A 26,009-nucleotide genomic window follows, 5' to 3' on the forward strand; every position below is an offset into this window, starting at 1 on the left:
CTCACCTGCGCTGTGCGCCGCCAGTGCCAGGCACGCCGCCGCCCATCGGGTTCATGCCGCCCGGGCCCGCGCCGCCGGGACCCTGCTGGCCGCCTTGCTGGTTGCTGCCGGCGCGCTTGGCTTGCGACTCGGGCACCTTCACGCCGGCGATGACGCGGTCGCCTTCCTTGAGGCCGGAGAGGATCTGTGCATGCACGCGGTTGCTTACGCCGACCATCACTTCGCGGGTCTCGATGACGCCTTCAGCCGTCTCGACGCGCACGGTAGCCTTGCGGGGCGGGCGCGTCGCTTGCGGTGCACCGGAACCGGCCATGCGCTGGCGTGCCGCACCGGGACCGGCCTTGGGCGAATCCTTTGGCATCTGTGCGCTGCCATTGGCCTCCGCAGCGGCGCGCGCGGCCATGCGTTCTGCGCGCATGCGCTGGCGCTCTTCTTCGGACATCTGCGACCAGGCTTCACGGTCGAAGCGCGGTCCGCCTGCACCGGGTTGATTGCCGCCTTGCGGGCGATCGCCGGCAGCGCGTTGTTGCTCGCTGCCCGCGGGACGTTGTGCATTCCTCGGGACATCGCCGCCCGCCGCGGTGTCACGGCGCTTGGGGGCGTCACCCTTGGGCGCATCCGCAACGGGAGCGGAGGGCGACGAGGGTGCGGCGGCGGACGATGAAGGAGCGCCTGGCGCAGCGCCACCAGCACCGGCCTGGCCGCCGGGACCACCCTGTCCTGCGGGACGTTGTCCCGGGGCGCTGCGCGCGATGGTCAGCGAGGACATCGGCGCGACCAGCACGTCACGCGCTTCGGCGACGACGAAGAACACCTGCGCGGTCATCTGCGTCATCAGGTTGCCCGGGTTTGGCACTTCGAAGACGGCGTTGTAGAGCACCACGTTGTTCGTGACTGTCGGCGTGGGTTCGATCTTGTTGAGGCGGCCGTACCAGCGGCGGCCCTGGCTGCCCAGCGTGGTGAAGTAGGCCTGCATGCCCGGGCGCAGGCGGCTCACGTCGGCCTCCGACACCTGCGTCTGCACCGTCATCAGCGACAGGTCGGCGATACGCAGCAGCGTCGGCGCGGACTGGTTGGTGTTCAGCGTCTGGCCTTGGCGCGCGGTGATGCTCACCACGGTGCCGGACATCGGCGCATAGATGCGCGTGTATTTGAGGTTGGCTTCCTCGACGCGCATGCTGGCTTGCAGTTGCTCCATCTGCGCCTTGAGCGAATTGATCTGCGCGCGACTGGTGCGCAGCGTCGTCTCGGCGTTCTGCACCAGTTCGGCCGTGGTTGCTTCCTCGGCCATCAGGTTGCGCTGGCGCTGGTAGTCGCGCTCGGCCTTGGCCAGGTTGGTCTCGCGTTCGATCAGCTGTGCCTGGTAAGAGCGCAGTTGCGCGCGGCTGGCATCGACGCGGGCGGCCGATTGTTCGGCATCGATCTCGGCGAGCAGATCGCCCTCATGCACTTCGGAGCCGACCTCGACATGTATTTTCTTGAGCTGGCCGGACACCTGGGCGCCGACGTCCACATAGTCGCGCGGCTGCAGCGAGCCGGTGGCACTGACCAGGTCTTCGATATCGCCACGCTGAATGGTGGCGAAGATGTATTCCTCAGCCTTGGGCGGGGCACCCCACTTGAGCCATGCGCCCCACCCGCCGGCTGCCAGGACGGCAATGCCGAGGATGATGCCTGCCGCACGGAAAAACTTGCGGCGTCGCGGCGCCGGGGAAGCTGAATTTTTGCTCATAGAGGCCGATCGATTGCGTCATCAGTAAACGTCTCGTCGATAGCGGCCCTCCGCCGCCATTGCGTCCATGATGTCGTCCGTGGCAATGGTTCTCAGTGCGGCGTCCACGCCACCTGCCATCCCCTCCAGACTTCCACAGACGTACACGGCGGCCCCACGCGCCAGCCATTGCCGGACTTCGTCTGCCTTTGCAAGCAGGCGGTCCTGCACATAGACCTTTTCCGGCTGGTCACGCGAGAACACCATGTCGACGTCCGCAAGAATACCTTGCTGCCGCCAGCTTTCTATGTCCGCGCGGTAAAGGTAGTCGTGGGCGGCGTTGCGTTCTCCAAACACCAGCCAGTTGTCTTTCTGTCCGGCAGCTGCCCGCGCCTTCAGATGGCTGCGCAGGCCCGCGAGACCCGTGCCGTTGCCGATGAGGATCAACGGCTTCCCGATGTTGTCCTCGAGCCTGAAATTCCTGTGCGGGCGCAGGCGCATCTTCAGTTCGCCGGCGAGCGCAAGGCCGTGCGTGAGCCAGCCGGATGCCACGCCCAAGGTGCCATCCTCGCGCAGTTCCTGGCGAACCAGCAAGTGCACGCGTCCGTCGGCGGCGACCGATCCGATGGAGTATTCGCGCGGATGGTCCGGTTCGGCAGGTGCGCTCACCTGCACGAGGTCGCCCGACTCCCAATCGGCAGCTTCGCCCGCAGGCGCTTGCAGTTCAATGTGGAACACCGGGCGGCCCGAACTGCCGGTGTTGATCTGCTCGCGCGCCTGGAGCGTCCAGTGCTGCCAGTCGGGCGCCTGCCACACCGGCATGTCGTCCAGGTTCGCGATGTGACTCAGCTGATGATGCCAACGCGTGATGGCATGGGCGTCGGCGCTGTTCACTTCGACGCGTTCGAACAGCGTCTTCGCACCCCGCCCGGCCAGCCACGCATCGAGCATGCGACCGAAACCGCAGTAGTTGACGTAGCTTTCATCGCCGAGCGCGAGCACGGCGTACTGCAGGTGGGGAAGGTCCGGGTCCGCCTGCATCACGCGATTCACGAACGGCGCGGCCATGTCGGGCGGGTCGCCTTCCCCGTACGTGCTCACGATGAAAAGCGCGCGTTGCGCATTCGCAAGCGTTGCTGTGTCGACGCTGCGCATCGGCAGCACCTGCACAGGCTCGCCCGCCGTGTGCAGGAGTTTGCCGGTATGCCAGGCGAGTTCTTCGGCATAGCCGGTCTGCGTGGCGAAGACGACGAGGATCGGCGCAGCGCCATCGCGTGCGGGCACGAGCTTCGCGGCCTCCGCCCGGTCGTGCAGTTGCTGACGGCGCACGCCGAGCCAGATGACGACGCACATGACGAGGTAAACGGCAACGATCGCCGCTGCGCTCCAGAGGCGCACAGGGTCTGCGGACCAGTTCATTGTTGTTGGATGTGCCCCGCGAAAGCAGCGCTCATGCGTGGCGAGAGTTCACCGCCTGCGGCGCGTTCGATGAACAGCGCTGCGAGATTCAGTTCCTCCGCAAAAGTGAGGCCGGCGTCCGGCCCCATGACGGTGAGCGCCGTGGCGAGCGCGTCGGCGTTCATGCAGTCGGCATGCAGCACCGTGACGCTCGCGAGTGACGCCGCGACGGGCTGGCCGCTGCGCGGATCGATCGTGTGCGAATAGCGCTGGCCCTCATGTTCAAAGAAATGCCATGCGTCACCCGAGGTGGCGATGGCGAGACCATCGAGCGCGACGGTGTACATGCGCCGGTGCGGTTCGCCGGGCTGCGAAACGGAAACGCGCCACGCCAGGCCGTCGGGCCTGTGTCCCTTGCCGAACAATTCGCCGCCCACTTCGACGAGACAGCTTTCGATCTGCAAGGCGCGAAGGGCGCTCGCGACGTGATCCACCGCGAAACCTTTGGCGATGCCGGAGAAGTCGAGCACGATGCCGCCGGGTTGCAGGACGCGCTGGGCTTGCGTGTCGAGTTCGAGGCGGTGCCAGCCCGAGCTGGCGAGGACATCATTGATTGCCTGCCGCGAAGGAGGTGTGACCGCGTTCGCCCCATCTGCCCGTGGCCCGAAGCCCCAGAGGTTGACGAGCGCCCCGACAGTCGGATCACAGGCGCCACCCGAGCGGTCGGCCCAGAGCAGCGCGCATTGCAGCACGCGAAAGAATTCAGCAGGCAGTGCGTGCCACGTACCTGCAGGCGATCGGTTGAAGCGCGTGATGTCCGAATCCGGCTCCCAGTGACTCATCTGGCCGACCACTTCGTCCAGTGCGGCCTGCGCGGCAGCGCGCACGTCGTCCAGCGGCAGCATGGAGGCGTTGGCGAAGCGCACGGACCAGGTGGTTCCCATGGTCCGGCCACTCACCTCGTGCAGCGTCGACGGGTCGGCCTTGCGGGGCGACGCCGTGTTGGCGTAGCCCTGCGTCAGCCAGGAGCCGAAATTCGGTCGCATGCAGCCAGACAAGACTCAGGGCAGGACCTCGACCGTGCCCACGTAAGACAGGCGGCGTTCCTTGGCTTGCGGCAGCGAGGTCTTGTCGTCCTTCGCGTCGGCGTCGATCCAGTACATGCCGGCGGTCGGCCAGGTCACCGTGAATTCGCCCTTGGCATCGGTCTTGGTCTTGATCTCGCCGACGCTGTCGCGGTAGCGTGTGCCGCCGTGCACGAGCACGACTTCCAGATCGGCAGCGGGCTTGCCGTCGATGTGGAAGGCGAAGGTGGCTTTCTCGCCCTTCACCAGGTCGGCGGGCTGCGTCACGGGGATCAGTTCGAGGCCTTGGGCGCTGGGCTTGATCGGGGTGGGCTTGCCGACGGTCACGAAGGTTTCCACGCGGCCTGCGGATTGCGTGACACGCAGCTCCTGGGCATCGGCCGGCACTTCCTTGGCGAAGTTCTCGGCGGTGCCGCGCCAGCGCTTGGGCTGGCCGGTGGCCTTGTCCTTGTAGTTGGCGAACAGGCCGCCGTTGATCACGGCCAGGCGGTACGTGCCGGGCTTGGTGAGGTTCAGGTCGAACACGCTGCGCAGCTTGCCGGTGTGCAGGTTTTCGGGCTTGACTTCAGCGCCGTCCGGGCCGGTGACGACCAGGCCGTCCAGGCGCAGCGGCACGTGGTTGAAGAAGAACAGGTCGTTGGACACGGCGGCGTCCACCGTGATCCATTCGGCCTTGGACAGCACCGTGCTGGAGGGCATCAGCCAGACGTTGTGGGCATGGGCCGTGGCAGCACCGGCCAGGGCGAGTGCGCAGGCGGCAAGTCGTGCGGTGAGTTTCATGAGGGTCTCCAGTGTGAAAAGGTGGGGATCAGGGCTTGATGTCCAGGACGATGGCGCCCAGCTCGCTGGTGCCCTGGGCCTGCAGTTGTTCCGCCTTCTGCGGCGGCCATGTGAACGGGATCGTGATCAGTTCACGGCCACCGACTTCGCGCGAAGCTTCGACCACCAGCTTGTACTGGCCAGCCGGCAGCTTGGGCAGCGGGTTCGTGCCTTCGGTGAAGTTGAGCTGATGCTTGCCCACGGGGCGCGTGGCACTGCTCACGCCGTCCACCGGCATCTCGAGGTCGCGGCCGGTGCGACGCCACCACTGGCGCATGTCCTTGAGCCACTTGGTGCCTGCGCCTTCTGCGCCGCGCGTGCGCAGGTCATACCAGACCGTCAGCGTGGCGGGGACCGTCTGGTCGGCCTTCTCGATCCACACGGCCACGTAGGGGCGGTGGTACTCGGCGGCGTTCAGGCGCGGGATTTCAACGTTGACGCCCAGGCCTGCGGCGAACGCCGGGGCGCTGATCATGGCGCCGAGCACCATGGAGTAGCGGACTTGCATGACGACCTCTTTCTTTGACGGATGACGATGGTTTGAATTCGATGACCGGGCTCAGTGGATGAACAGGATGGCCAGCAGGAAGGGCGCGATCACGCCCAGGCCGACCACAGGCCAGGTGAGGGGACGGTTGCCGGCGTGCATCTTCAGGATGAACAGGCCCGTGATGGAGAACAGCAGCGCGGCCACGGCGAAGATGTCGATGAACCAGCTCCAGGCGGCACCCGTGTGGCGGCCCTTGTGCAGGTCGTTGAAATAGGAGATCCAGCCGCGGTCGGTCAGTTCGTATTCGGCCTCGCCGTCCTGCACGTTGATGCGCAGCCAGGCGTCGCCGCCGGGACGGGGCAGGGAGACATAGACCTCTTCATCCGACCACTCGGCTTCCCGGCCGCCCGTGTCCACCGACCATTCGCGTTTGAACCATTCCTGCAGCGGAGCGGGAAGCGGGGCCGTCTTCGCATCCTTGTTGTCCGATTTTCCAGCGGCTTCAGCCTGCGCGCGCAGTGCATCGGCCATGGGCTTGGGCAGCGACGCATTCTTGCTGGTGATGGCAGGCTTGGCCTCGATCTGCGAGGCATGGTTGAGCGTGATGCCGGTGACGGAGAAAAGGATCATCCCGAGCAGGCACAGGGCCGCGCTGATCCAATGCCATTCGTGAAGCGTCTTGAGCCAGTAGGCACGGCGCCGGTTGTCCTGTTTAGCCTGCATCCAGAAGTACCGGGCGCGTCGCGCGCCGGGAAAGATAGGGGAGAAAGCGTCGAATTGTAATCGTTGCTAATGAGAATTAGTCGTGTTTACACAAGATTTACGAAAGGGCATTCCGTCAACGCCTCAAAGCTGGATCCAGTGGTTGTCCACGCGCACCGTCACGGTTCCGGGCGAGGTCAGCACGCGCGGTCCTTGCGCCGGTTGCGGGGCCATGGCCAGCGCTTCGCTCCTGCCTGCAGCCCAGACGCGACCGTGGCCGTCCTGGGAGAGAAGGGCGCAGGCCTCGGGCAGTTTCGACAAGGCCAGCCAGTCTTCATGGCCAGCAGGGGGATGCGCGCCGGCAGACGCCCTGAACCAGGCGACCCCGTTCGCGCGCGGGCAGCTCACGGCGAAGCAGCCGTCTGCGAACGCGATGTCGCCGCCATAGCCGCCGAGAGGCTGGGGCGCGTGAACGGCTTTCAGATGTTTGCCATCGAAGACAGCCAGCACCGGCGCGACCTGCTTTGACGCGGCGTCCGCATGTTCGGCTTGCAGTGCGATGCCCAGCAATCGTGTGCCGCTTGCGGGGTCTTGTCCCCAGGCGATGTGTCGCAGGCTCAGGCGCGGGTCCGGCAAGCGCCATTGACCCATGATCGAACCCGACTGCGGCCCGTGGCGTGCATCGAGCCGGACGACGGAGGCATCCATGCGCTCCAGGTTGATCTTGAGACGGCCCGTTTCCGGCAGTGCAGGAACGCCACCGTTCGCGACGATCAGGCTGCCGTCCTGATCGAGCAGCAGTTCATGCGGATCCATGCCGTGGGTGGGCCATTCAGCCAGCTTCTCCATGGAGCGCGCATCGCGCACGCCAATCAGCCCCTGGCCGGTTTCAAGGTTCGACTCGGTGGTGTAGAGATGCTTGCCATCGGCGCTGGCGATGACGTGGCCGTTGAACGCACGGTCGGGTTCGATCCACGCCCACTGCATGGGTTGTCCATCGACGCTCCAGCGAAGCAGCCAGTCGCCCGGGCGTCGCGCCACGGCGAGCAGCGTGCCGCCTTTTTCCATGAGCACGCCGTGTGCCCGCGTCGGCACGTCCAGGGCGGCCGCGATCCCGAGTTCGCTGGTTGCAGCGCGGGTTGAGCCAGCAGCGCCAGCGTCCAGAACGCCAACCTGATAGCCGCTCCCGTTCTCCCATGCAGCGGCGATCCTGAGGGGCCTGGCGCTGCGAGCCTGTGCAGCGGCCAACGCTTGCGTGCCAGGCAGAAAGGCCGCAAGCGCCCCCACCTTCGCCGCGAGCGGCAGCGAAGCGTACTGCGCCGCGCTACGCAGCCATTCGCGTCTCGTACCCTGGGGGCCCTTGCTGGATTTCATGTTCAATCCCCGTCGGCGTCCGAGAAGCCGATGTTGACTTCGAGTGCGGGTGCGACCTCTGCCTCGGCGAGGCGTTTCACGGCGGACAGCGCACGGCCTGCGCCGAGCACGCGGTCGTTCTGCGCGGTCGTCAGGCCCTTCATGGCTGCGTCGGTCTGGCGCACGGTATCGGCCAGCTTGCTGGCCAGCGGGTTGAGGCCGCGTCCGCGCAGATAGGTCTCGATCGGCACGAGGTCCTGTCCCGGTTGCGGCACGTTGCCCGCACGGAAGGCCGCCAGCGCGCTGACACCTTCCCATTCGGCCGCCCAGGCCTGCGCAGTCAACCCGCTGGCCGTGCGGTTGTAGGCGGGCGGCTTGCGCGTACCGCCTTGCGTCGTTGCCGCCCGCAGCGGCTTTTCCATATTGGCCCAGCGCAATCGCTCGAGACCACCGACCCATTGATTGACGAACTCGCTCATCGGCGCGACAGCCGCCTCTTCGTCTTCAGACCAGTCGCGCGCCGCCAGCGCGGCGAAGCCGGAAGCGAGGGCCTGCGCTTCCGTCTGCACCTCGGCCACGACCATCTGCGCGTACCTGCACGCCGGCGAGGCGGGTGTGATGGGCTTCGTCCACAGCAGCCACTCGAGCGCCGGCAGGCCCTTGGCGGGTGTGCCGATGCGCTCCATCGCTCTTGCATCGGCCGGCGCAGTGCGGATGGCGCGCTCGATGAGCTCCGGACGCGTCGGCATGAAGTCGATCTGGCGCAGCGAGCGGCGCTCGATCAGCGGGCCAATGGCGACGGCCACGAGTTTTTCCCACGCGAGCGTCGTGTCCTTCCAAGTCTCGCGTGCCTGTGCCAATGCCGTCGATTCGCTGCCCGGCGCCGCCTGGCAGACAGCCTTGATGCCTTGGGTCAACGCCTGCGCATGCGCAGAAAATTCGGCTGAGCGCGGCCCATACCACTGCTTGTGCACGCCCTGCATGAATGCGGGCGGACCGTAGAAGGGCAGTGCGACGTTGGCCGCCACGTTCTGCGCGAACGCGTGCGGCAGCGCCGAGACGGCCACGAAAGCAGCGCACAGGGTCCGACGAAGTTTCATCACAGTGACTCCACGAATCTGACCAGCGCGGCGCGTTCGGCGGCAGTGAAGCCGAGCACCGCCTCACGACTGGCCGCGGCCTCGCCACCGTGCCACAGCACTGCTTCCAGTACACCATTGGCGCGACCGTCATGCAGCAGCCGCGTATGGCCATTGACATCCTTGATGAGGCCGACGCCCCACAGCGGCGGCGTGCGCCACTGCTGCCCGTTCGCCAGGAAGTCCGGCCGGCCGTCGGCGAGTTCCGGGCCCATGTCGTGCACCAGCATGTCGGTGTACGGGAAGATGGTCTGTCCGTTCAGCGCCTTGCTCGTGAGGCGCGGGAACGGGCCTTCCTTGGTGACGTAACTCGGGCGATGACAGGTGGCGCATTGCGCCTGCGCGAAAAGCTTCTGGCCCTGCAGGACCGTGACGTCGTTCTTGTTGCGACGTGCGGGCGGCGCGACCGTTGCCTGATAGAAGATCACTTCGTCCAGCGTCTTGTCGTCGATCTCGGGCGCCTTGCCCTTGGCGCCGCGCGGCGCGGCCAGGCAATCCTTCTGCGTGGGCGTACAGCTCTCGTTGGGGAACAGGCGGGAGGTGATGCCGATGTCCCCGGAGAACGCGGAGGCAGTCTGGTGTGCGAGGGTCGCCACGTTGGCCTTCCAGCCAAAGCGACCGATGCGCATCTCGCCGGAAGGTGCATCCCACACGCGGTTGACGATGCCGCGGATCGGTCCGCCGGAAGCCGCCTGGTCGCGCGCGTTGCGCAGGATTTCCTCGTCGGGAATGGCCTCGAGAAGGCCGACGCCGATCACCTGCGGTGCAAGGCGCGGGCTGACCATGATGTTCGCCGGCATCGGGCCGTACGCCAGATTGGTGAAGCCGTAGGTCGGCTTGTGCAGCGTGTACGGCGTGCCGTCGGCAAAGCGGCCGCGGACCTGCTCGTACCTGATGGTGATGCCACCTTCGGGCTTGACGTTCTGCACCGCGAAGTTGGCGAACTGGTCGCCGTAGACCGGATGGGGGTTCGGTCCCCCATGCGGGTCTGTGCCGGGTATCGACAGGCGCAGCAGCAGCCCGACGGGCTGGTCCGACAGGCCGCTCTTGAAGTCCGGCGGTTCTCCGCGGCCGTCCTGCACATGGCAGCCGCCGCACGAACGCGCGATGAAATGCGGGCCCAGGCCATCGCGCGCCTTGGTGGAGGCGGGCGCCTGCACCCAGTTGCGCTTGAAGAAGGAATTCCCGATGACGAAGCGCGTGCGCTCGTCGTCCGGCAGGTTCGCGGCGGGGAAGGAGAAGGCGTTGCGACCGGTGGCGTAGACGGTCGTTTCGCCGCCTGTCTTTTCATCGTCGGGTGCGCCGGTCGCGTTGGCGGCGCTGGCGAACCAGGCTGCCCCGGCCGCCAGCGCGCCCAGCGTTGCCGCCAGCGCAAGGGTTCTGATCTGCAGCATGCGTCGCGCCGGTTACTCCGGTTGCACCAGCGTCAGCTTGGTGATGCCGACGGCGTTGGCGGCCTCCACGAGGTCCTTGCTCTGCTGCGTCAGGCTGTCGATGGTCTTCTGGACCAGCGCGCGGCCCGGCGCGCTGCGCTCGCCCTTGATGGCCTGGTCGAACGGCGCGGGGATGGCTTCTGCCGCCGTCACGGACGCTGCGATCTGCTTCGTCGTGCGCTCGGCCAGCGCTGCGTCCCTGGCCGCAACCATGTCACGCAGGCCGGGGCCTTGCACGATGCTGCCGTCAGCACGCTTGTACCGGCCGAGCCAGACGTTCTGGATGCCCATCGCGTTGGTCACCGCGTCGCGGTGCGTGTTGTCGGAGAAGCACGAGTGCTCGTCCTCCTGGTCCTGGCTGGCGAGGGCTACTTCGAGGCGTTCACCGGCCAGTTCACCGCGCGAGAGCGAGCCAACGCCGACGAAGATCTTGCGGACCGACTCCATGCCGCCGCGCTCGAAGCGCGCGCGGAAGTTCTGTTTGCCCGGTGCCCATGCGTTGGCGACGAAGCGCAGGTCGTCGATGAGCATTTCGGTCACGACCTTGAGGTACTGGCGGCGGCGGTCGGCATTGGGTTTCTTGCCGTCGACGAAGTCTTCGAACGAGCGGTTGCCCGGGCCGGTCTCGCTCAGGTCCTGCCCCCACAGGAGGAACTCGATCGCATGCCATCCGGTGGCAATGTTTTCTTCACCGTCGCGCTCGTTCAGGCTCGCGAGCTGCTTCCTGGTGATGGCGACCTTGCGGTTGTTGATGATGCCGGCGTCCGGTGCATCGACCACGTAGTCGACGTAGGACTCATCCATCGGCCAGGCGTTGATACGGCCTTCGGGACCGTTGTCGTCGTCGATGGGGCCGCCGTAGAAGCGGAAGGCTTCCGTCTGTCCATACACCTCGCGTGCATCGAGCCAGGCCTTTCGTGCCGCGACGAGGCCTTCTTCGGAAGGCCTGGCAATGAATGACGTGATCGTCTTCTGCAGCGCCTGTGCGCCCTTGAGCGCATCGTCATAGCCTGCGTGCACGAGAACGGCGTAGTGCTGTGCAACGGCACGTGCCGTCACGGCGCCCTGCGCGGCGGGCGTGGTGGCAGTTGGCGCTGCGGCTTTCGCAGCGGGGGCGGGCGTTGCTGCGCCGGTTTGTGCGCCAGTTTGTGCACCCGCTTGGGTTGTACACAAAGCGGCAATGGCCGCGCTCAGGAACAGGGGCTTGAATGACATTGATTTGAATGATCTGGGGAAGAGAGGACAGCACGAACGCTGCCTGCGGCTGGAGTGCTTGTGGTTTGTAAATATTTTAATGCGAATCATTCTTGATATCGCCAATGCCACAGCGGGAGCGAAGGTATAGCCGCAGACGAAAAAAAAGGCGGTGTTGCCACCGCCCTCGTTCGTGCAGGAGAGTCCGCTTCCGCTCAGCTCTCGTCGCCCATCTGGCTTTGCAGGTAGTTCTGGATACCGACGCGGCCGATCAGGTCGATCTGCGTTTCCAGGAAGTCGATGTGTTCTTCCGTGTCGTCCAGGATCTCCTGCAGCAGGTCGCGGGAGACATAGTCACGCACTTCCTCACAGCGCGCGATGCCTTCCTTGATGGTGGCCTGCGCGCCTTGCTCGGACGCCAGGTCGCAGCCCAGCAACTCGGGCACGTCTTCACCGACGCGCAGCTTGCCCAGGTCCTGAAGGTTCGGCAAACCGTCGAGCATGAAGATGCGGTCCATCAGTTTGTCCGCGTGCTTCATCTCGCCGATGGATTCTTCGTATTCCTTCTTTGCCAGCTTGGGCAGGCCCCAATGCTTGAGCATGCGGTAGTGCAGGAAATACTGGTTGATGGCCGTGAGCTCGTTCTTGAGTTGCGCTTGCAGCAGCTCGATGACCTTGGCGTCGCCTTGCATGTTGTTGTCCTTCTTGAAAGTGGGTTCGCCTGCGATTGTCGGTGCCCTGTGCACAAGCGGCAAGGCAGTATCCACACTGCGTCGGTCTGGCTGCGTGTGAGGTTGATAGGCGTTCGCATTCAGCGTGTGTGCGCTGAGTGCAGGTGAAGGACGTAAGTGAAAGAAAAAGCCGGCGCAAGGCCAGCTTTCAGGGAGCGCTTGTCGCGTCTCAGGCGGTCAGGCTGCGACGGCTGCTTTCGTCTCGGCAGGTGCCGACGTACGGATCAGGTGATCGAACGCGCTGAGCGCGGCCTTCGCGCCGTCCCCCGCCGCAATCACGATCTGCTTGTACGGCACCGTCGTCGCGTCGCCTGCAGCGAACACGCCGGGCACCGACGTGGCGCCGCGCGCATCGACCACGATCTCGCCGTGCTTGCTCAGCTCGACCGTGCCCTTGAGCCAGTCGGTGTTGGGCAGCAGGCCGATCTGCACGAATACGCCTTCCAGCGCGAGCTTGCTCGACTCACCCGTCGCGCGGTCCGTGTACACGAGGCCATTGACCTTCTCGCCGTCGCCGGTGACTTCGGTCGTCTGTGCCTGGGTGATCACCTTCACGTTCGGAAGGCTGCGCAGCTTGCGTTGCAACACTTCATCAGCGCGCAGCTCTGCCGCGAACTCGAGCAGCGTCACGTGCGCCACCACACCCGCGAGGTCGATCGCCGCTTCCACACCGGAGTTGCCGCCGCCGATGACTGCGACGCGCTTGCCCTTGAAGAGCGGGCCGTCGCAATGCGGGCAGTAGGTCACGCCCTTGGTGCGGTATTCCTTTTCGCCCGGGACGTTCATGTCGCGCCAACGTGCGCCGGTGGCCAGGATGACGGTCTTCGCCTTGAGCACTGCACCGCTGGACAGTTCCACCTGAACCAGTTCGCCGGGCGTGAGGCTCTCGGCGCGCTGCAGGTTCATGATGTCCACTTCGTAGGCCTTCACGTGCTCTTCGAGCGCGGCAGCGAAATGCGGGCCGTCGGTTTCCTTGACCGAGATGAAGTTCTCGATGGCCATCGTGTCCAGCACCTGGCCGCCGAAGCGTTCCGACGCCACGCCCGTGCGGATGCCCTTGCGCGCCGCATACACGGCTGCTGCGGCACCGGCAGGGCCGCCGCCGATGATGAGCACGTCGAACGGTGCTTTGGCGGCGATCTTCGCGGCTTCGCGGTCCACCGCGCCGGTGTCGATCTTCGCCAGGATTTCCTCCAGGCCCATGCGGCCCTGGCCGAAGGTCTGGCCATTCAGGAAGATGGTGGGCACGGCCATGACCTTGCGCTCGTTCACTTCGTCCTGGAACAGCGCGCCGTCGATCGCCACGTGGCGGATCTTCGGGTTGAGCACCGACATGAGGTTGAGTGCCTGCACCACGTCCGGGCAGTTCTGGCACGACTGCGAGAAGTAAGTCTCGAAGGTGAAGTCACCGTCGAGGTTGCGGATCTGCTCGATCACGTCCTGTGCGGCCTTGGACGGATAGCCACCGACCTGCAGCAGCGCCAGCACGAGCGAGGTGAACTCATGGCCCATCGGCAGGCCGGCAAAACGCAGGCCGGGCTCTGCACCGGGACGCCCGATGGAGAACGAGGGGGCACGTTCGCCGTCGCCTTGCTTCTCGATGACGGTGATGAGCGAGGACTGCTCCGCGATGTCGGCCAGCAGCGCCTTCATTTCGCCGGAAGCCGCGCTGCTGTCCAGCGAAGCGACGATCTCGATGGGCTGCGAAATGCGCTCGAGGTAGGCCTTCAGTTGGGTCTTGAGGTTGGAATCCAGCATGTACTTCTCACTTTCTGGCGAAAAAAGGGACAAAAAAACCCGGGGCGGGGACGCACCCGGGTCGTCGTGGGTGCGACTTGGTAACTCAGATCTTGCCGACCAGGTCGAGCGACGGCTTCAGCGTGGCGGCGCCTTCTTCCCACTTGGCGGGGCAGACTTCACCGGGGTGCGAGGCGACGTACTGCGCGGCCTTGACCTTGCGCAGCAGGTCCTTGGCGTCGCGGCCGATGCCTTCGGCGGTGATTTCCAGCGCCTGGATCACGCCTTGCGGGTCGACGATGTAGGTGCCGCGGTTGGCCAGGCCTTCGTCTTCACGCAGGACTTCGAAGTTGCGGCTGATCTGCAGCGTCGGGTCGCCGATCATGGTGTACTGGATCTTGCCGATGGTGTCGGAAGAGTCGTGCCATGCCTTGTGCGTGAAGTGCGTGTCGGTGGACACGGAATAGATCTCCACGCCCAGCTTCTGGAACTCGGCATAGTGGTCGGCCACGTCGCCCAGTTCGGTCGGGCACACGAAGGTGAAGTCGGCAGGGTAGAAGAAGAACACGGCCCACTTGCCCTTCACGTCGGCATCGGTGACGTCGATGAATTTGCCGGCCTTGAATGCGGTGGCCTTGAACGGCTTGATGGCGGTGTTGATGACGGACATGTAGCTTCCTTTACGGTTGGGTTTGCAAACGGGATGGAGCAACTTTACGCGCCCCGAGGTGATTGATCCAATTGATTGATGTTATTCAGTCAATTGAATTCGTTAATTCACGATGCCATTATGAACCGGCCTCGTGACGCACGCGTAACACGGTGCGTGCTCAGTAGATCAGTCGCTCGGGCCTGATTTCCTGCAGGATGGTCGTGGCAATTTCCTCGATCGACTTGGTGGTCGTCGACAGCCAGCGTATGCCGGCCCGCCGCATCATGGCTTCGGCTTCGTTCACCTCCAGCCGGCAGTTCTCGATGCTGGCGTAGCGCGAGCCCGGCCGCCGCTCGTTGCGGATCTGCGAGAGGCGTTGCGGATCGATGGTCAGGCCGAAAATCTTCTTGCGATGCGGCACCAGCGCAGGCGGCAACTGTTTGCGATCGAAATCTTCCGGGATGAGCGGGTAGTTGGCTGCCTTGAGCCCGTGCTGCATGGCCAGATACAGCGAGGTCGGCGTCTTGCCGCTGCGGCTCACGCCCACGAGGATCACGTCTGCCACCTCCAGGTCGCGGTTGGACTGCCCGTCGTCGTGCGCCAGGCTGAAGTTGATGGCCTCGATGCGGTCGTCATACTCCTTGCTCTTGCTCACGTCGGAGAAGCGGCCGATGCGGTGGTTGGACTTGATGCCCAGTTCCTTCTCCAGCGGCTGTACGAACGTGCCGAACATGTCCAGCAACATGCCTTGGCAGCCGGCCTGGATCACGCGCAGCACGTCCATGTTCACCAGCGTCGTGAAGACAATCGGCTTTTTCCCTTCGACCACGCCGGTGTGGTTGATCTGCCGGACGGCCTGATGGGCCTTGTCCACCGTGTCCACGAAGGGCAGGCGGACGTGACGGGGCTTCATTTCGAATTGCGCCAGGATGGCGTTCCCAAATGTTTCAGCGGTAATGCCGGTGCCGTCGGAGATGAAAAATACGGTTCGGGTGTGCATGATGGTCTCGCGCCTACAATCTCGCCCATTATCTGAATTCCCGATCCATGCGCCCCGCTGACCCATTCCAACAACAGCAAAGTCGCCCTTCGCGCATGGACGCCGCTGACAGCCTGCCCCTGGCCAGGCCGAGCGCAGACCCGGTTTTAACTTCTGGAGCTTTCCCATGTCTGCACTTTTCAGCCCGACCGCCCTGGTCGTACCGTTTGAAAACCTGAGGATGACGGACGTCGAGTCTGTTGGCGGCAAAAACGCCAGCCTCGGCGAAATGATCTCGCAGCTGCCCACCGGTGTGCGCGTGCCCACGGGCTTCGCCACCACGGCCCATGCTTTCCGCGAATTCCTGGCCCATGACGGCCTGGCCGCAAAAATCAGCCAGCGCCTGGCAAGCCTTGACACCGAAGACGTCCGCGCGCTGGCCGCTGCCGGTGCCGAGATCCGCAGCATGGTCGAGGCCCAGCCTTTCCCGGCCGATCTTGAAAAAGCCATCAGGGAAGCCTTCGCGACGTTGAGCGCCGGCAATGCGCAGGCCAGCTTCGCCGTGCGTTCGTCGGCCACGGCGGAAGACCTGCCGGACGCCTCCTTCGCCGGCCAGCAGGAAACCTTCCTGAACGTCGTCGGCATCGAGGACGTGCTGCACAAGATGAAGGAGGTGTTCGCCTCCCTCTACAACGACCGCGCCATCAGCTATCGCGTGCACAAGGGGTTCGCGCATGACGTGGTGGCCCTGTCCGCCGGCGTGCAACGCATGGTGCGCTCCGACCTCGGCGCTGCCGGTGTGATGTTCACCATCGACACCGAGTCCGGCTTTGAAGATGTGGTCTTCATCACGTCCAGCTATGGCCTGGGCGAGACGGTGGTGCAGGGCGCTGTGAATCCCGACGAGTTCTACGTGCACAAGCCCATGCTCAAGGCCGGCAAGCGCGCGGTCATCCGCCGCAACCTCGGCTCCAAGCTGATCCAGATGGAATTCGCTTCCGCCGAAGAGAAGTCGGCTTCCGGCAAGCTGGTAAAGACCACCGACGTGGCGGCCGAACTGCGCAACCGCTATTCACTGACCGATGAGGAAGTCGAGCAACTGGCTGCTTACGCGCTGGTGATCGAAGACCATTACGGCCGCCCGATGGACATCGAGTGGGGCAAGGACGGCACGGACGGCCAGCTCTACATCCTGCAGGCGCGCCCCGAAACGGTGAAGAGCCAGCAGAAGGGCAAGGCCGAGCAGCGCTACAAGCTCAAGCAGCAGGGAACCGTGCTCGCGGAAGGCCGCGCCATCGGCCAGAAGATCGGCACCGGCCCGGTGCGCCTGGTGCAGAACATCAGCGAAATGGACAAGGTGCAGCCCGGCGACGTGCTCGTCACCGACATGACCGACCCGAACTGGGAGCCGGTGATGAAGCGCGCCAGCGCCATCGTCACCAACCGTGGTGGCCGCACCTGCCACGCGGCCATCATCGCCCGCGAGCTCGGCATTCCCGCCGTGGTCGGATGCGGCGACGCCACCGACCGCCTGCAGGACGGAGCGCTGGTCACTGTCGCCTGTTCCGAGGGCGATACCGGCTACATCTACGACGGCCTGCTCGAAACGGAAGTCACCGAGGTCAAGCGTGGCGAAATGCCGCCCATCAAGACCAAGATCATGATGAACGTGGGCAATCCGCAGCTTGCGTTCGACTTCGCGCAACTGCCCAACGAAGGCGTGGGTCTGGCGCGGCTCGAGTTCATCATCAACAACAACATCGGCGTGCACCCCAAGGCCATCCTCGACTATCCGAACGTCGATGCGGATCTGAAGAAGGCGGTGGAGTCGGTGGCGCGCGGCCACGCTTCGCCCCGCGCTTTCTATGTGGACAAGGTGGCTGAGGGCGTGGCAACCATTGCTGCCGCGTTCTGGCCGAAGCCGGTCATCGTGCGCCTCTCGGACTTCAAGAGCAACGAATACCGCAAGCTCATCGGCGGCAGCCGCTACGAGCCGGAAGAAGAAAACCCCATGCTGGGCTTCCGCGGCGCGGCGCGCTACATCAGCACTGAATTCAGCGAGGCTTTCTCGATGGAGTGCGAGGCGATCAAGCGCGTGCGCAACGACATGGGGCTGACCAACGTCGAGGTGATGGTGCCCTTCGTGCGCACGCTCGGCCAGGCCGACCGTGTCACGCAACTGCTCGGCGCACATGGCCTCAAGCGTGGCGACAACGGCCTCAAGCACATCATGATGTGCGAGGTGCCGAGCAACGCCATCCTGGCGGACGAGTTCCTGCAGTATTTCGACGGGTTCTCCATCGGTTCGAACGACCTGACACAACTCACACTGGGCCTGGACCGGGACTCGGGCCTCGAACTGCTCGCTGCCGACTTCGACGAGCGCGATCCGGCCGTGAAGGCCATGCTCAGCCGCGCAATCTCGGCCTGCCTCGCGCAAGGCAAGTACGTCGGCATCTGCGGCCAGGGTCCCAGCGACCATCCGGACTTCGCGCTCTGGCTCGCAGAACAGGGCATCGCATCGATCTCGCTCAACCCCGACAGCGTGATCGAGACCTGGCAGCAACTGGCCAGCCGCTGATGTAAATCCCTAGTGGCTCCCAAGGGGCGCGATGCGATGATCGCGGCCCATGGAGTACAGGGCCTACAAGAGAAGACTGCACCGCATCCTGGCCACGTACGTGGCCTGTGTGGTGGGCTTCCTGCTCCTGATGCTGTGGGCCGAGCAGCAAGGCCTGTCGCGCCAGTGGATCGGCCCGATCTTCATGTTCGTCAGCGTCATGGCGTATGCCTGCATCGGCATCTACGGCCGCACCACCGACGCTGGCGACTACTACGTGGCGGGGCGGCGCATACCGGCCATGTACAACGGCATGGCGTCGGCGGCCGACTGGATGAGTGCCGCGTCGTTCATCAGCTTGGCCGGGGGTTTGTACCTGCAGGGCTTTTCGGGCAGCGACGGGCAACCGGGCGGACTGGCCTACCTGCTCGGGTGGACGGGCGGCTTCTGCCTGGTGGCCATGTTGATCGCGCCGCACCTGCGGCGCCTCAACCTCTACACCGTCCCGGACTACTTCGGTGTCCGCTATGGCGGCCTCTGGCCGCGGCGGATCGCGGCGCTGGCTGCCATCGCCTGCTCGTTCACGTATGTGGTGGCCCAGATCTATGGCGTCGGACTGATCGCTTCCCGGCTGACCGGCGTGCAGTTCGAGGTCGGCATCATGCTCGGCCTGGGTGGCGTGCTGGTGTGTTCGTTCCTCGGGGGCATGCGCGCCATCACCTGGACGCAGGTGGCCCAGTACGTGATCGTGCTGCTCGCCTTCCTGATTCCTGTTTCGTGGCTCGCCTACAAGCAGTTGGGCAATCCCCTGGCACCGCTGGTCTATGGTCAGCAGGTGCAGCGACTGGGCGAACTGGAGCGGCAATTGCTCGATTCGCCAGCCGAAAAAGAGGTGAGGGCGGAATACCTGCGCCGTGCGAGGGACTACGAGGCGCGTCTCTCCGACGTGCCGGCCGCGCTCGAGCAGGAGCGAAGGCAGTTGCAGGAGCGGGTGCATGCGTTGCGCACGCAGCGCGCGGACATGGCGCTGGTCATGGCGGCGCAGCGCAACCTGTCCATGCTGCCCAAGGACGTCGACGCTGCCCGCGAACGCTGGTCCCGCGCCATGCACGACAACTACGAGCGGGCCCGCGCGCTCGGCGGCCTGCCGCCGCACAGCCAGGCCTTTGCGGGAGACCCGGATGGCACGCCGGAGCAGCAGAGAAGCTTCCGGACCTCGCGCATCAACTTCCTCGCCCTGATGTTCTGCCTGATGGTGGGGACGGCTGGCCTTCCGCATCTGCTCGTGCGCTACTACACGACGCCCACGGTCGCGGAGGCGCGGGTTTCCGTCGCGTGGTCGCTGTTCTTCATCGTGTTGCTCTACATGAGCGCGCCCGCGCTCGCGGTGCTGGTGAAGTACGAGGTCATGGAAAGCCTGGTTGGCAGCCGGTTCGATGCGTTGCCGGGCTGGATCGCGCAGTGGAGCAAGGTCGATGCGGCCCTGCTGTCGGTCAGCGACATCAACGGCGATGGCATCGTGCAGTTCGGCGAGCTGAGGTTCGGCGCCGACCTGATCATGCTGGCCATGCCGGAGCTTGGCGGCCTGCCCTATGTGGTGTCGGGACTGGTGGCTGCCGGCGGACTGGCGGCGGCCCTGTCCACTGCCGACGGCTTGATGCTCACCATCACCAACTCGCTGGTGCGCGATCTGTATTTCGATGGCGGGCGGCGCGGTTCGGCCACACCGGAGCAGCGGGTGATCCTGTCCAAGTTCGCGCTGCTGGCGGTGGCCATGCTGGCAGCCTTCGTTGCCGCGCTCAAGCCGGCGGAGATCCTGTCGCTGGTGTCGGCATCGTTTTCGCTGGCGGGTGCCGCCTTTGTGCCGGCCATGGTGTGCGGCATTTTCTGGCGGCGCGCGACCCGCGCAGGCGCCATCGCCGGCATGCTCGCCGGTCTGGCGGTGACGGTCTATTACATGCTGGTCAATGCGCAAGCAGTGCGCAGCTTCCTCGGACTGACCGCCCCGGCCCCGCTGTGGTTCGGCATCCAGCCAATTTCGGCTGCGGTCTTCGGTGTTCCGCTGGGGTTTGCCGTGATCTGGGCGGTCAGCCTGCGCACGCCCGCGCCCCGGGCGCCAGGAAGACTGCTATAATCGTGGGCTTTCCCCTTGCCGCACCGCTACTTGACGCAGTGGGCGGCTTCAACCACAAGGAGTTTGAATGCGTCACTATGAAATCATCTTGCTGATCCACCCGGATCAGAGCGAACAGGTTCCGGCCATGCTGGAGCGCTACAAGGGCATGATCACCACCGGCAACGGCAAGGTGCACCGTGTCGAAGACTGGGGCCGCCGTCAGCTGGCTTACCAGATCAACAAGCTGGGCAAGGCGCACTTCCTGTGCGTGAACATCGAGGCCGACCAGGCTGTGATGGCCGAGCTGGAGCATGCCTTCAAGTTCAACGACGCTGTCCTGCGCCACCTGACGGTGCAGAAGAAGAAGGCCGAAACCGGTCCGTCTTCCATGATGAAGACCGTCGAGCGCGAAGAGGCCCGCAAGGCCCAGCAGGCGGAGTACGCGGCAGCCGCCTGATGCGGCAAGCCCGGAAGGGCGTGTGAACCACGTCACGCTGACTGCCCGTATCGTCGAAGCCGCAAGCTTGCGATACACACCGGCCGGGTTACCGGCCCTGGACCTGAGACTCGAACATGAGTCCGAAATCCAGGAAGCCGGACAGGCCCGGCAGGTGAAGGCAGCAGTCAAGGCGGTGGCCTTTGGCTCGGTGGCCGAGACCCTCGGCAAACAGGACATCGGCACCCTCTGGCGGTTCAACGGCTTTCTGGCGACACCCCGCAACGGCAAGTACGTCGTGCTTCACATCCAGGAATTCAGTCAAGATTAATTTTCAGGAGGCCCCATGGCCACGTTCAAGAAATTCAACAAAGACAAGCGCCCCAAGCGCAACACCCAGTCGCTGCTGTTCAAGCGCAAGCGCTTCTGCCGCTTCACCGTCGCCGGTGTCGAGGAAATCGACTACAAGGACATCGACACCCTGCGCGATTTCATCAGCGAAAACGGCAAGATCATCCCCGCACGCCTGACCGGCACGCGCGCGATCTACCAGCGCCAGCTCAATACCGCCATCAAGCGCGCCCGCTTCCTGGCCCTGCTGCCGTACAGCGACCAGCACCGCATCTGAGGAGAACCACATGCAAGTCATCCTGCTCGACAAGGTTCTGAACCTCGGCAATCTCGGCGAAATCGTCAAGGTGAAAGACGGTTATGCCCGCAACTTCCTGATCCCGCAAGGCCGCGCCCGCCGTGCCACCGCTGCTGCCAAGGCAGAGTTCGAAGCCAAGCGCGCCGAACTCGAGAAGGCTGCCGCCGCCAAGCTGGCCGAGTCGCAAGCCCTGGGCGAAAAGCTCGGCGGCACGACCATCAAGCTGACGCAGAAGGCCGGCGTTGACGGCCGTCTGTTCGGCTCGGTCACCAACTTCGACATCGCCGAAGAGCTGAGCAAGCAAGGTTACAAGGTTGCGAAGGCCCAGGTGCGCATGCCCAACGGCCCGATCAAGACCGTGGGCGACAGCACGGTTTCCGTGGCCCTGCACACGGACGTGGTCGTCGAAGTCAATGTCACCGTCTACGGCGAAACCGCCTGATCGGCCTTTCGCTTGATGAAAAGCCGCCGCGAGGCGGCTTTTCTTTTTTGGGCTTTGAAGTTGTCCCGGGTTAACAACCGGAAATCCACAGCTTCTTCCCAAAGTTGTCTGCTGGACGCGCCTGCGCCGCCGCCTTAGCATCGTTCATTCAGGAAAAACAATCGAATGTCAGCTGTTCTCAGCCATGCCAATGACGGCTTCCCGCAAGACCGCCAGATCGCGCAACTTCGTGTTCCGCCGCACTCCATCGAGGCCGAGTCGAGCGTGCTCGGCGGCCTGCTGCTGGACAACAGCGCGTGGGACCGCGTGGGGGACCTGCTGACCGACGGTGACTTCTATCGTTACGAGCATCGGCTGATCTATGCGGCCATCGGCGGGCTGATCAACGCGACGCGGCCGGCCGACGTGATCACGGTCTATGAACAGCTCCAGTCCCTGGGCAAGGCCGACGAGATCGGTGGACTGGCCTATCTGAACTCGCTGGCGCAATATGTACCGAGTGCGAGCAACATCCGCCGTTACGCCGAGATCGTGCGGGAGCGCGCCATCCTGCGCAAGCTGGTGACCGCCAGCGACGAGATTTCCACCAACGCGTTCAACCCGCAGGGCAAGCCGGTGGACCAGTTGCTCGACGAAGCCGAACAGAAGATCTTCAACATCGGCGAGGAAGGCTCGCGGATGAAGCAGGGCTTCCAGGGCATGGATTCGCTGGTCGTGCAACTGCTGGACCGTGTGCAGGAGATGGCGGACAACCCCAACGACATCACCGGCGTGCCCAGCGGCTTCTACGACCTCGACCGCATGACCTCGGGCATGCAGGCGGGTGACCTGATCATCCTGGCGGCGCGTCCGTCCATGGGCAAGACGGCGTTTGCCATCAACATCGCCGAGCATGTGGCGCTCAATGAAGGCCTGCCGGTGGCCGTGTTCTCCATGGAAATGGGCGCCTCGCAGCTGGCTGTGCGTATCGTCGGCTCCATCGGCCGCATCGACCAGGGACACCTGCGCACCGGCAAGTTGACGGACGACGAATGGCCGCGCCTGACCGAAGCGATCGAGAAGTTGCGCAACGTATCGCTGCACATCGACGAAACGCCGGGCCTCACCACGAGCGAGTTGCGTGCCAACGCGCGGCGGCTGGCGCGCCAATGCGGCAAGCTGGGCCTGATCGTGGTGGATTACTTGCAGCTCATGAGCACGTCCAGCAGCATGAACGACGAGAACCGCGCAACGGCCGTCGGCGAGATTTCGCGCGGCCTCAAGATGCTGGCCAAGGAACTGCAATGTCCGGTGATTGCGCTTTCGCAGCTCAGCCGGGGTGTCGAGGCACGCACCGACAAACGGCCGATGATGAGTGACCTGCGCGAATCCGGCGCCATCGAGCAGGACGCCGACGTCATCATGTTCATCTACCGTGACGACTACTACAACAAGGACTCCAAGGAGCCTGGCGTCGCCGAGATCATCATCAGCAAGCAGCGTAACGGCCCCACGGGCACGACCAAGCTCGCGTTCCTGAAGCCGCTGACCAAGTTCGAGAGCCTGGCAAGCGGCGGCGGTGGCGCGGACTTCTAACGCTGTTTTCACAGGCATCCAGCGTGAATCCGTCACGCCACTGTCTTCGAAAGATCATCAGGGCGTCACATGACGCCTTCAAGCTCGTTGCGTCACAAAGACGGGGCGGTTGAATGAAGGTGAGCGTATTCGGGGTGGGATATGTCGGTCTGGTGACCGGCGCATGTCTCGCCGAGCTGGGCAACCAGGTGGTCTGTATCGACATCGATCCGGAACGCATCGGGCGGCTGGCGCAGGGACAGATTCCCTTCCACGAACCCGGTCTGCCCGAAATGGTCCGCAACAACGTGGATGCGGACCGACTGCGCTTCACGTGCGAGGCGGACGAGGGTGTCGGGCATGGGGAGATCATCTTCATCGCCGTCGGAACGCCAGGCGCGGCGGACGGAAGTGCCGACCTGACCCAGGTGCGCGCAGTGGCGCGCACGATCGGCAGCCGCATGGACGCGTTCAAGGTCGTCGTCAACAAGTCCACCGTGCCTGTCGGCACCGCCGATGAAGTCGAGCAGCTGATTGCGCACGAGCTCGCACAACGCGACCACGACGTAACCGGCGGCGCTGACTTCGCCGTCGTATCGAACCCGGAATTCCTGAAGGAAGGCGTGGCGGTCGGCGATTTCATGCGGCCGGACCGCATCATCCTCGGCAGCAGCGAGACACCTGCCGGTGCCAGGGCGCGCGTGTTGCTGAACCGCCTCTATGCGCCTTTCAACCGTCACCACGACCGCACGCTGCACATGGATCGCCGCAGCGCCGAACTCACGAAGTACGCAGCCAACGCGATGCTGGCCACGCGCATCTCGTTCATGAACGAGATTGCCAACATGGCCGACAGCGTGGGCGCCGACGTGGATGCGGTGCGTCGCGGCATCGGTTCCGACTCGCGCATCGGTCCGAGCTTCCTCTATGCGGGCACGGGCTACGGGGGCAGTTGCTTCCCGAAGGATACGCAGGCGCTGCTGGAGACGGCGCGCGCGCACGGGCTCTCCATGCATCTGGTGGAGGCGGCCCAGCGCGTCAACCAGGCGCAGAAAGGCATGCTGCTGCGCCATGTGCTCGCGCGCATGGGTGAGGATCTCCAGGGCCTGACGTTCGGCGTATGGGGCCTGGCGTTCAAGCCCGATACCGACGACATGCGCGAGGCACCCAGCCGCGATGTCATCTGCGGCCTGCTCAGACGCGGTGCACGCGTGCTCGCGCACGACCCCGTGGCGATGCCCAATGCGCGCGCCTGCCTGGTGGAAGATCTGGCGGGCGATGCCGCCCTGATGGCGAACTTCAGCCTCTGCTATGCGCCGCAGGATGCGGTCGCCGGTGTGGACGCGCTGCTCATCTTCACGGAATGGAAGGCGTATCGCAGTCCGGACTTCGAGGCCATGCGTGGCGTCATGCGCCAACCGCTGCTGCTGGACGGACGCAATCTCTACGAGCCTGCGCAAATGCGCGAGCTGGGCTTCCAGTACGTCGGCATCGGCCGCCGAAGCGCTGCGTGAACGCAGGCGTGCCCGTTGAGCCAGTCGACGGGCCCGTGACCCAGGCAACGCTCGCTTCGGCGCGCATGCCGCGGGGCTTCTACCGGCTCATCGCCGCACAGTTCTTTTCTGCCCTGGCCGACAACGCACTGCTGATCGTCGCCATGGCGCTGCTCGCGGAGCAGGGCATGCCGATCTGGTGGGCGCCGATGCTCAAGTTCTGCTTCACGCTGGCGTACGTGATCTTCGCGCCGGGCGTCGGCCCGCTGGCAGATGCGCTGCCCAAGGCACGCCTGATGGCATGGATGAACCTGCTGAAGATCGTCGGAGTGCTGGGCCTCGCACTGCAGACCCATCCCTTGCTCGCGTTTGCCATTGTCGGGCTCGGTGCAGCCGCGTATGCGCCCGCCAAATACGGGTTGATCACCGAGCTTGTGCCGCCGCGCCAGCTCGTCGCTGCCAACAGCTGGCTCGAGGTGACCGTGGTGTGTGCTGCGCTGATGGGCACCGTGCTCGGCGGGTTGCTGGTGGCGGCTCCGGTCGTTGCAATCGGCGCGGAGTGGGGCGGGCCATGGCAGGGTCGGGGCGCGTGGTTTGCCCATCACACGGTCTACGGCGCTTCGCTGCTGGCGCTGCTGGGCATCTATTTCGTGGCCAGCGCGCTCAACCTCGGCATTCCGGACTCCGGAGCGCGCTATGCGTCGTCCACGCCGCGGCTGCATGTGCTGGTGCGCGAATTCACGGACGCCAACAGCCTGTTGTGGCGCGACGCATGGGGTGGGCTGTCGCTGGCCGTGACGACGATCTTCTGGGGCTTCGGCGCGACCTTGCAGTTCGCGGTGCTGCGCTGGGCGCAGGACTCGCTTCAGCTCTCGCTGGAGCAGGCGGCGTACTTGCAGGCTGCCGTGGCCATCGGTGTGGTGGGTGGTGCGGTACTTGCGGGCAAATGGGTCGGGCTGCACCAGGCCATGCGCGTGCTGCCGCTCGGCGTGTTGCTGGGACTGCTGGTGCCTGTGGTGGCCTTGGTGGACGAGCTCGGCCCGGCGCTGGTCCTGCTCGTGGTGCTGGGCGTGGCCGGGGGCGCGATGGTGGTGCCGATGAACGCGCTGCTGCAGCATCGGGGCTACCAGCTCCTGACGGCGGGTCGCTCCATTGCCGTGCAGGGCTTCAACGAAAACCTGGGCGTGCTCGCCATGCTGGCCGTCTACGCCGGCCTGCTCGGGCTCGACTGGCCGATCGAGGCGATCATGACCTGCTTCGGCCTGGGCATCGCTGCAGGCGTGCTGCTGCTGGCGCTGCGTGCGAGGCGGCTGGCGCCCCTCGTCCACTGAGGTCG

At 65.0% G+C, this 26,009-nt stretch carries 23 protein-coding genes; 9 read left to right on the top strand and 14 right to left on the bottom strand.

What is annotated here, in order from left to right; all coding sequences use genetic code 11:
• Nucleotide 1: 1 nt before the first annotated feature.
• The 14 genes from ACO2Q9_RS09035 to ppsR form a co-directional block, all read right to left on the bottom strand.
• A complete protein-coding gene (locus tag ACO2Q9_RS09035; protein ID WP_423310418.1) occupies nt 2–1,732 on the bottom strand; it encodes an efflux RND transporter periplasmic adaptor subunit in 1,731 nt (576 codons plus the stop codon).
• A gap of 21 nt (nt 1,733–1,753) precedes the next feature.
• Nucleotides 1,754–3,130, bottom strand: a complete 1,377-nt coding sequence (locus tag ACO2Q9_RS09040) for a sulfite reductase subunit alpha (protein WP_423310420.1) — start codon at nt 3,128–3,130, stop codon at nt 1,754–1,756.
• Nucleotides 3,127–4,155: an FAD:protein FMN transferase gene (locus tag ACO2Q9_RS09045; protein ID WP_423310422.1), complete on the bottom strand. Its 1,029-nt coding sequence runs from the start codon at nt 4,153–4,155 to the stop codon at nt 3,127–3,129. Before ACO2Q9_RS09045 ends, ACO2Q9_RS09040 begins: the two co-directional genes overlap by 4 nt.
• A 15-nt stretch (nt 4,156–4,170) precedes the next feature.
• Nucleotides 4,171–4,974, bottom strand: a complete 804-nt coding sequence (locus ACO2Q9_RS09050; RefSeq protein WP_423310424.1) for a DUF4198 domain-containing protein — start codon at nt 4,972–4,974, stop codon at nt 4,171–4,173.
• A 28-nt stretch (nt 4,975–5,002) separates the two neighbouring features.
• Nucleotides 5,003–5,521 (bottom strand): DUF2271 domain-containing protein, encoded by a 519-nt coding sequence (locus tag ACO2Q9_RS09055; RefSeq protein ID WP_423310426.1) that lies wholly within the window; start codon nt 5,519–5,521, stop codon nt 5,003–5,005.
• Between the two features lie 51 nt (nt 5,522–5,572).
• Complete coding sequence (locus ACO2Q9_RS09060; protein ID WP_423310428.1) at nt 5,573–6,226, bottom strand: PepSY-associated TM helix domain-containing protein; 654 nt, start codon at nt 6,224–6,226, stop codon at nt 5,573–5,575.
• 123 nt (nt 6,227–6,349) lie between these two features.
• Nucleotides 6,350–7,579, bottom strand: a complete 1,230-nt coding sequence (locus ACO2Q9_RS09065; protein WP_423310430.1) for a DUF1513 domain-containing protein — start codon at nt 7,577–7,579, stop codon at nt 6,350–6,352.
• A gap of 2 nt (nt 7,580–7,581) precedes the next feature.
• The gene (locus tag ACO2Q9_RS09070) at nt 7,582–8,658 is read right to left on the bottom strand and encodes an imelysin family protein (protein ID WP_423310432.1); all 1,077 of its coding nucleotides are present in this window, start codon (nt 8,656–8,658) and stop codon (nt 7,582–7,584) included.
• Nucleotides 8,658–10,091 (bottom strand): di-heme oxidoredictase family protein, encoded by a 1,434-nt coding sequence (locus ACO2Q9_RS09075; protein WP_423310434.1) that lies wholly within the window; start codon nt 10,089–10,091, stop codon nt 8,658–8,660. Before ACO2Q9_RS09075 ends, ACO2Q9_RS09070 begins: the two co-directional genes overlap by 1 nt.
• Nucleotides 10,092–10,103: 12 nt before the next feature.
• Nucleotides 10,104–11,345 carry an imelysin family protein gene (locus tag ACO2Q9_RS09080; protein ID WP_423310436.1) on the bottom strand — a complete coding sequence of 414 codons (1,242 nt, stop codon included), beginning with the start codon at nt 11,343–11,345 and terminating at the stop codon, nt 10,104–10,106.
• 194 nt (nt 11,346–11,539) lie between these two features.
• Entirely contained in the window at nt 11,540–12,016 is a 477-nt protein-coding gene (bfr, locus tag ACO2Q9_RS09085; protein WP_423310438.1) for a bacterioferritin, read from the bottom strand.
• Between the two features lie 216 nt (nt 12,017–12,232).
• Nucleotides 12,233–13,813 carry an alkyl hydroperoxide reductase subunit F gene (gene ahpF / locus ACO2Q9_RS09090; protein ID WP_423310441.1) on the bottom strand — a complete coding sequence of 527 codons (1,581 nt, stop codon included), beginning with the start codon at nt 13,811–13,813 and terminating at the stop codon, nt 12,233–12,235.
• A gap of 85 nt (nt 13,814–13,898) precedes the next feature.
• The gene (ahpC, locus tag ACO2Q9_RS09095) at nt 13,899–14,462 is read right to left on the bottom strand and encodes an alkyl hydroperoxide reductase subunit C (RefSeq protein ID WP_423310443.1); all 564 of its coding nucleotides are present in this window, start codon (nt 14,460–14,462) and stop codon (nt 13,899–13,901) included.
• Nucleotides 14,463–14,622: 160 nt separating this feature from the next.
• Nucleotides 14,623–15,444 (bottom strand): posphoenolpyruvate synthetase regulatory kinase/phosphorylase PpsR, encoded by an 822-nt coding sequence (ppsR, locus tag ACO2Q9_RS09100; protein ID WP_423310445.1) that lies wholly within the window; start codon nt 15,442–15,444, stop codon nt 14,623–14,625.
• A 166-nt stretch (nt 15,445–15,610) separates the two neighbouring features.
• Between ppsR and ppsA the strand changes: the two genes are divergently transcribed.
• The 9 genes from ppsA (at nt 15,611) to lplT (ending at nt 26,004) form a co-directional block, all read left to right on the top strand.
• The gene (ppsA, locus tag ACO2Q9_RS09105) at nt 15,611–18,004 is read left to right on the top strand and encodes a phosphoenolpyruvate synthase (protein ID WP_423310447.1); all 2,394 of its coding nucleotides are present in this window, start codon (nt 15,611–15,613) and stop codon (nt 18,002–18,004) included.
• A 49-nt stretch (nt 18,005–18,053) separates the two neighbouring features.
• Nucleotides 18,054–20,117, top strand: coding sequence for a VC_2705 family sodium/solute symporter (locus ACO2Q9_RS09110; protein ID WP_423310449.1), 2,064 nt, complete (start codon nt 18,054–18,056; stop codon nt 20,115–20,117).
• Between the two features lie 67 nt (nt 20,118–20,184).
• Entirely contained in the window at nt 20,185–20,556 is a 372-nt protein-coding gene (rpsF, locus tag ACO2Q9_RS09115) for a 30S ribosomal protein S6 (protein WP_423310451.1), read from the top strand.
• Nucleotides 20,557–20,578: 22 nt separating this feature from the next.
• Nucleotides 20,579–20,866 (top strand): primosomal replication protein N, encoded by a 288-nt coding sequence (priB, locus tag ACO2Q9_RS09120; protein ID WP_423310453.1) that lies wholly within the window; start codon nt 20,579–20,581, stop codon nt 20,864–20,866.
• Nucleotides 20,867–20,881: 15 nt separating this feature from the next.
• Entirely contained in the window at nt 20,882–21,163 is a 282-nt protein-coding gene (gene rpsR / locus ACO2Q9_RS09125) for a 30S ribosomal protein S18 (protein ID WP_169420325.1), read from the top strand.
• Nucleotides 21,164–21,173: 10 nt separating this feature from the next.
• The gene (gene rplI, locus ACO2Q9_RS09130; RefSeq protein WP_423310455.1) at nt 21,174–21,626 is read left to right on the top strand and encodes a 50S ribosomal protein L9; all 453 of its coding nucleotides are present in this window, start codon (nt 21,174–21,176) and stop codon (nt 21,624–21,626) included.
• Between the two features lie 165 nt (nt 21,627–21,791).
• Nucleotides 21,792–23,201, top strand: a complete 1,410-nt coding sequence (gene dnaB / locus ACO2Q9_RS09135) for a replicative DNA helicase (RefSeq protein WP_423310457.1) — start codon at nt 21,792–21,794, stop codon at nt 23,199–23,201.
• 113 nt (nt 23,202–23,314) lie between these two features.
• Nucleotides 23,315–24,694, top strand: coding sequence for a UDP-glucose dehydrogenase family protein (locus ACO2Q9_RS09140; RefSeq protein WP_423310459.1), 1,380 nt, complete (start codon nt 23,315–23,317; stop codon nt 24,692–24,694).
• 35 nt (nt 24,695–24,729) lie between these two features.
• The gene (lplT, locus tag ACO2Q9_RS09145; protein ID WP_423310461.1) at nt 24,730–26,004 is read left to right on the top strand and encodes a lysophospholipid transporter LplT; all 1,275 of its coding nucleotides are present in this window, start codon (nt 24,730–24,732) and stop codon (nt 26,002–26,004) included.
• The last annotated feature ends 5 nt before the right edge of the window (nt 26,005–26,009 follow it).

It is taken from the genome of Variovorax sp. VNK109, from assembly GCF_049445855.1.
Classification (GTDB): domain Bacteria; phylum Pseudomonadota; class Gammaproteobacteria; order Burkholderiales; family Burkholderiaceae_C; genus JAGOCV01.

Excerpts from the sequence above, each read along its gene's own strand:
- ppsA (WP_423310447.1), top strand. The coding sequence starts at position 15,611 with ATGTCTGCACTTTTCAGCCCGACCGCCCTGGTCGTACCGTTTGAAAAC.
- ACO2Q9_RS09080 (WP_423310436.1), bottom strand. The coding sequence starts at position 11,345 with ATGTCATTCAAGCCCCTGTTCCTGAGCGCGGCCATTGCCGCTTTGTGT.
- ACO2Q9_RS09070 (WP_423310432.1), bottom strand. The coding sequence starts at position 8,658 with ATGAAACTTCGTCGGACCCTGTGCGCTGCTTTCGTGGCCGTCTCGGCG.
- ahpF (WP_423310441.1), bottom strand. The coding sequence starts at position 13,813 with ATGCTGGATTCCAACCTCAAGACCCAACTGAAGGCCTACCTCGAGCGC.
- ACO2Q9_RS09110 (WP_423310449.1), top strand. The coding sequence starts at position 18,054 with ATGGAGTACAGGGCCTACAAGAGAAGACTGCACCGCATCCTGGCCACG.
- bfr (WP_423310438.1), bottom strand. The coding sequence starts at position 12,016 with ATGCAAGGCGACGCCAAGGTCATCGAGCTGCTGCAAGCGCAACTCAAG.
- ahpC (WP_423310443.1), bottom strand. The coding sequence starts at position 14,462 with ATGTCCGTCATCAACACCGCCATCAAGCCGTTCAAGGCCACCGCATTC.
- dnaB (WP_423310457.1), top strand. The coding sequence starts at position 21,792 with ATGTCAGCTGTTCTCAGCCATGCCAATGACGGCTTCCCGCAAGACCGC.
- ACO2Q9_RS09035 (WP_423310418.1), bottom strand. The coding sequence starts at position 1,732 with ATGAGCAAAAATTCAGCTTCCCCGGCGCCGCGACGCCGCAAGTTTTTC.
- ACO2Q9_RS09045 (WP_423310422.1), bottom strand. The coding sequence starts at position 4,155 with ATGCGACCGAATTTCGGCTCCTGGCTGACGCAGGGCTACGCCAACACG.
- ACO2Q9_RS09140 (WP_423310459.1), top strand. The coding sequence starts at position 23,315 with ATGAAGGTGAGCGTATTCGGGGTGGGATATGTCGGTCTGGTGACCGGC.
- ACO2Q9_RS09040 (WP_423310420.1), bottom strand. The coding sequence starts at position 3,130 with ATGAACTGGTCCGCAGACCCTGTGCGCCTCTGGAGCGCAGCGGCGATC.
- ACO2Q9_RS09055 (WP_423310426.1), bottom strand. The coding sequence starts at position 5,521 with ATGCAAGTCCGCTACTCCATGGTGCTCGGCGCCATGATCAGCGCCCCG.
- rpsF (WP_423310451.1), top strand. The coding sequence starts at position 20,185 with ATGCGTCACTATGAAATCATCTTGCTGATCCACCCGGATCAGAGCGAA.
- ppsR (WP_423310445.1), bottom strand. The coding sequence starts at position 15,444 with ATGCACACCCGAACCGTATTTTTCATCTCCGACGGCACCGGCATTACC.
- rpsR (WP_169420325.1), top strand. The coding sequence starts at position 20,882 with ATGGCCACGTTCAAGAAATTCAACAAAGACAAGCGCCCCAAGCGCAAC.
- rplI (WP_423310455.1), top strand. The coding sequence starts at position 21,174 with ATGCAAGTCATCCTGCTCGACAAGGTTCTGAACCTCGGCAATCTCGGC.
- ACO2Q9_RS09065 (WP_423310430.1), bottom strand. The coding sequence starts at position 7,579 with ATGAAATCCAGCAAGGGCCCCCAGGGTACGAGACGCGAATGGCTGCGT.
- ACO2Q9_RS09050 (WP_423310424.1), bottom strand. The coding sequence starts at position 4,974 with ATGAAACTCACCGCACGACTTGCCGCCTGCGCACTCGCCCTGGCCGGT.
- ACO2Q9_RS09075 (WP_423310434.1), bottom strand. The coding sequence starts at position 10,091 with ATGCTGCAGATCAGAACCCTTGCGCTGGCGGCAACGCTGGGCGCGCTG.
- ACO2Q9_RS09060 (WP_423310428.1), bottom strand. The coding sequence starts at position 6,226 with ATGCAGGCTAAACAGGACAACCGGCGCCGTGCCTACTGGCTCAAGACG.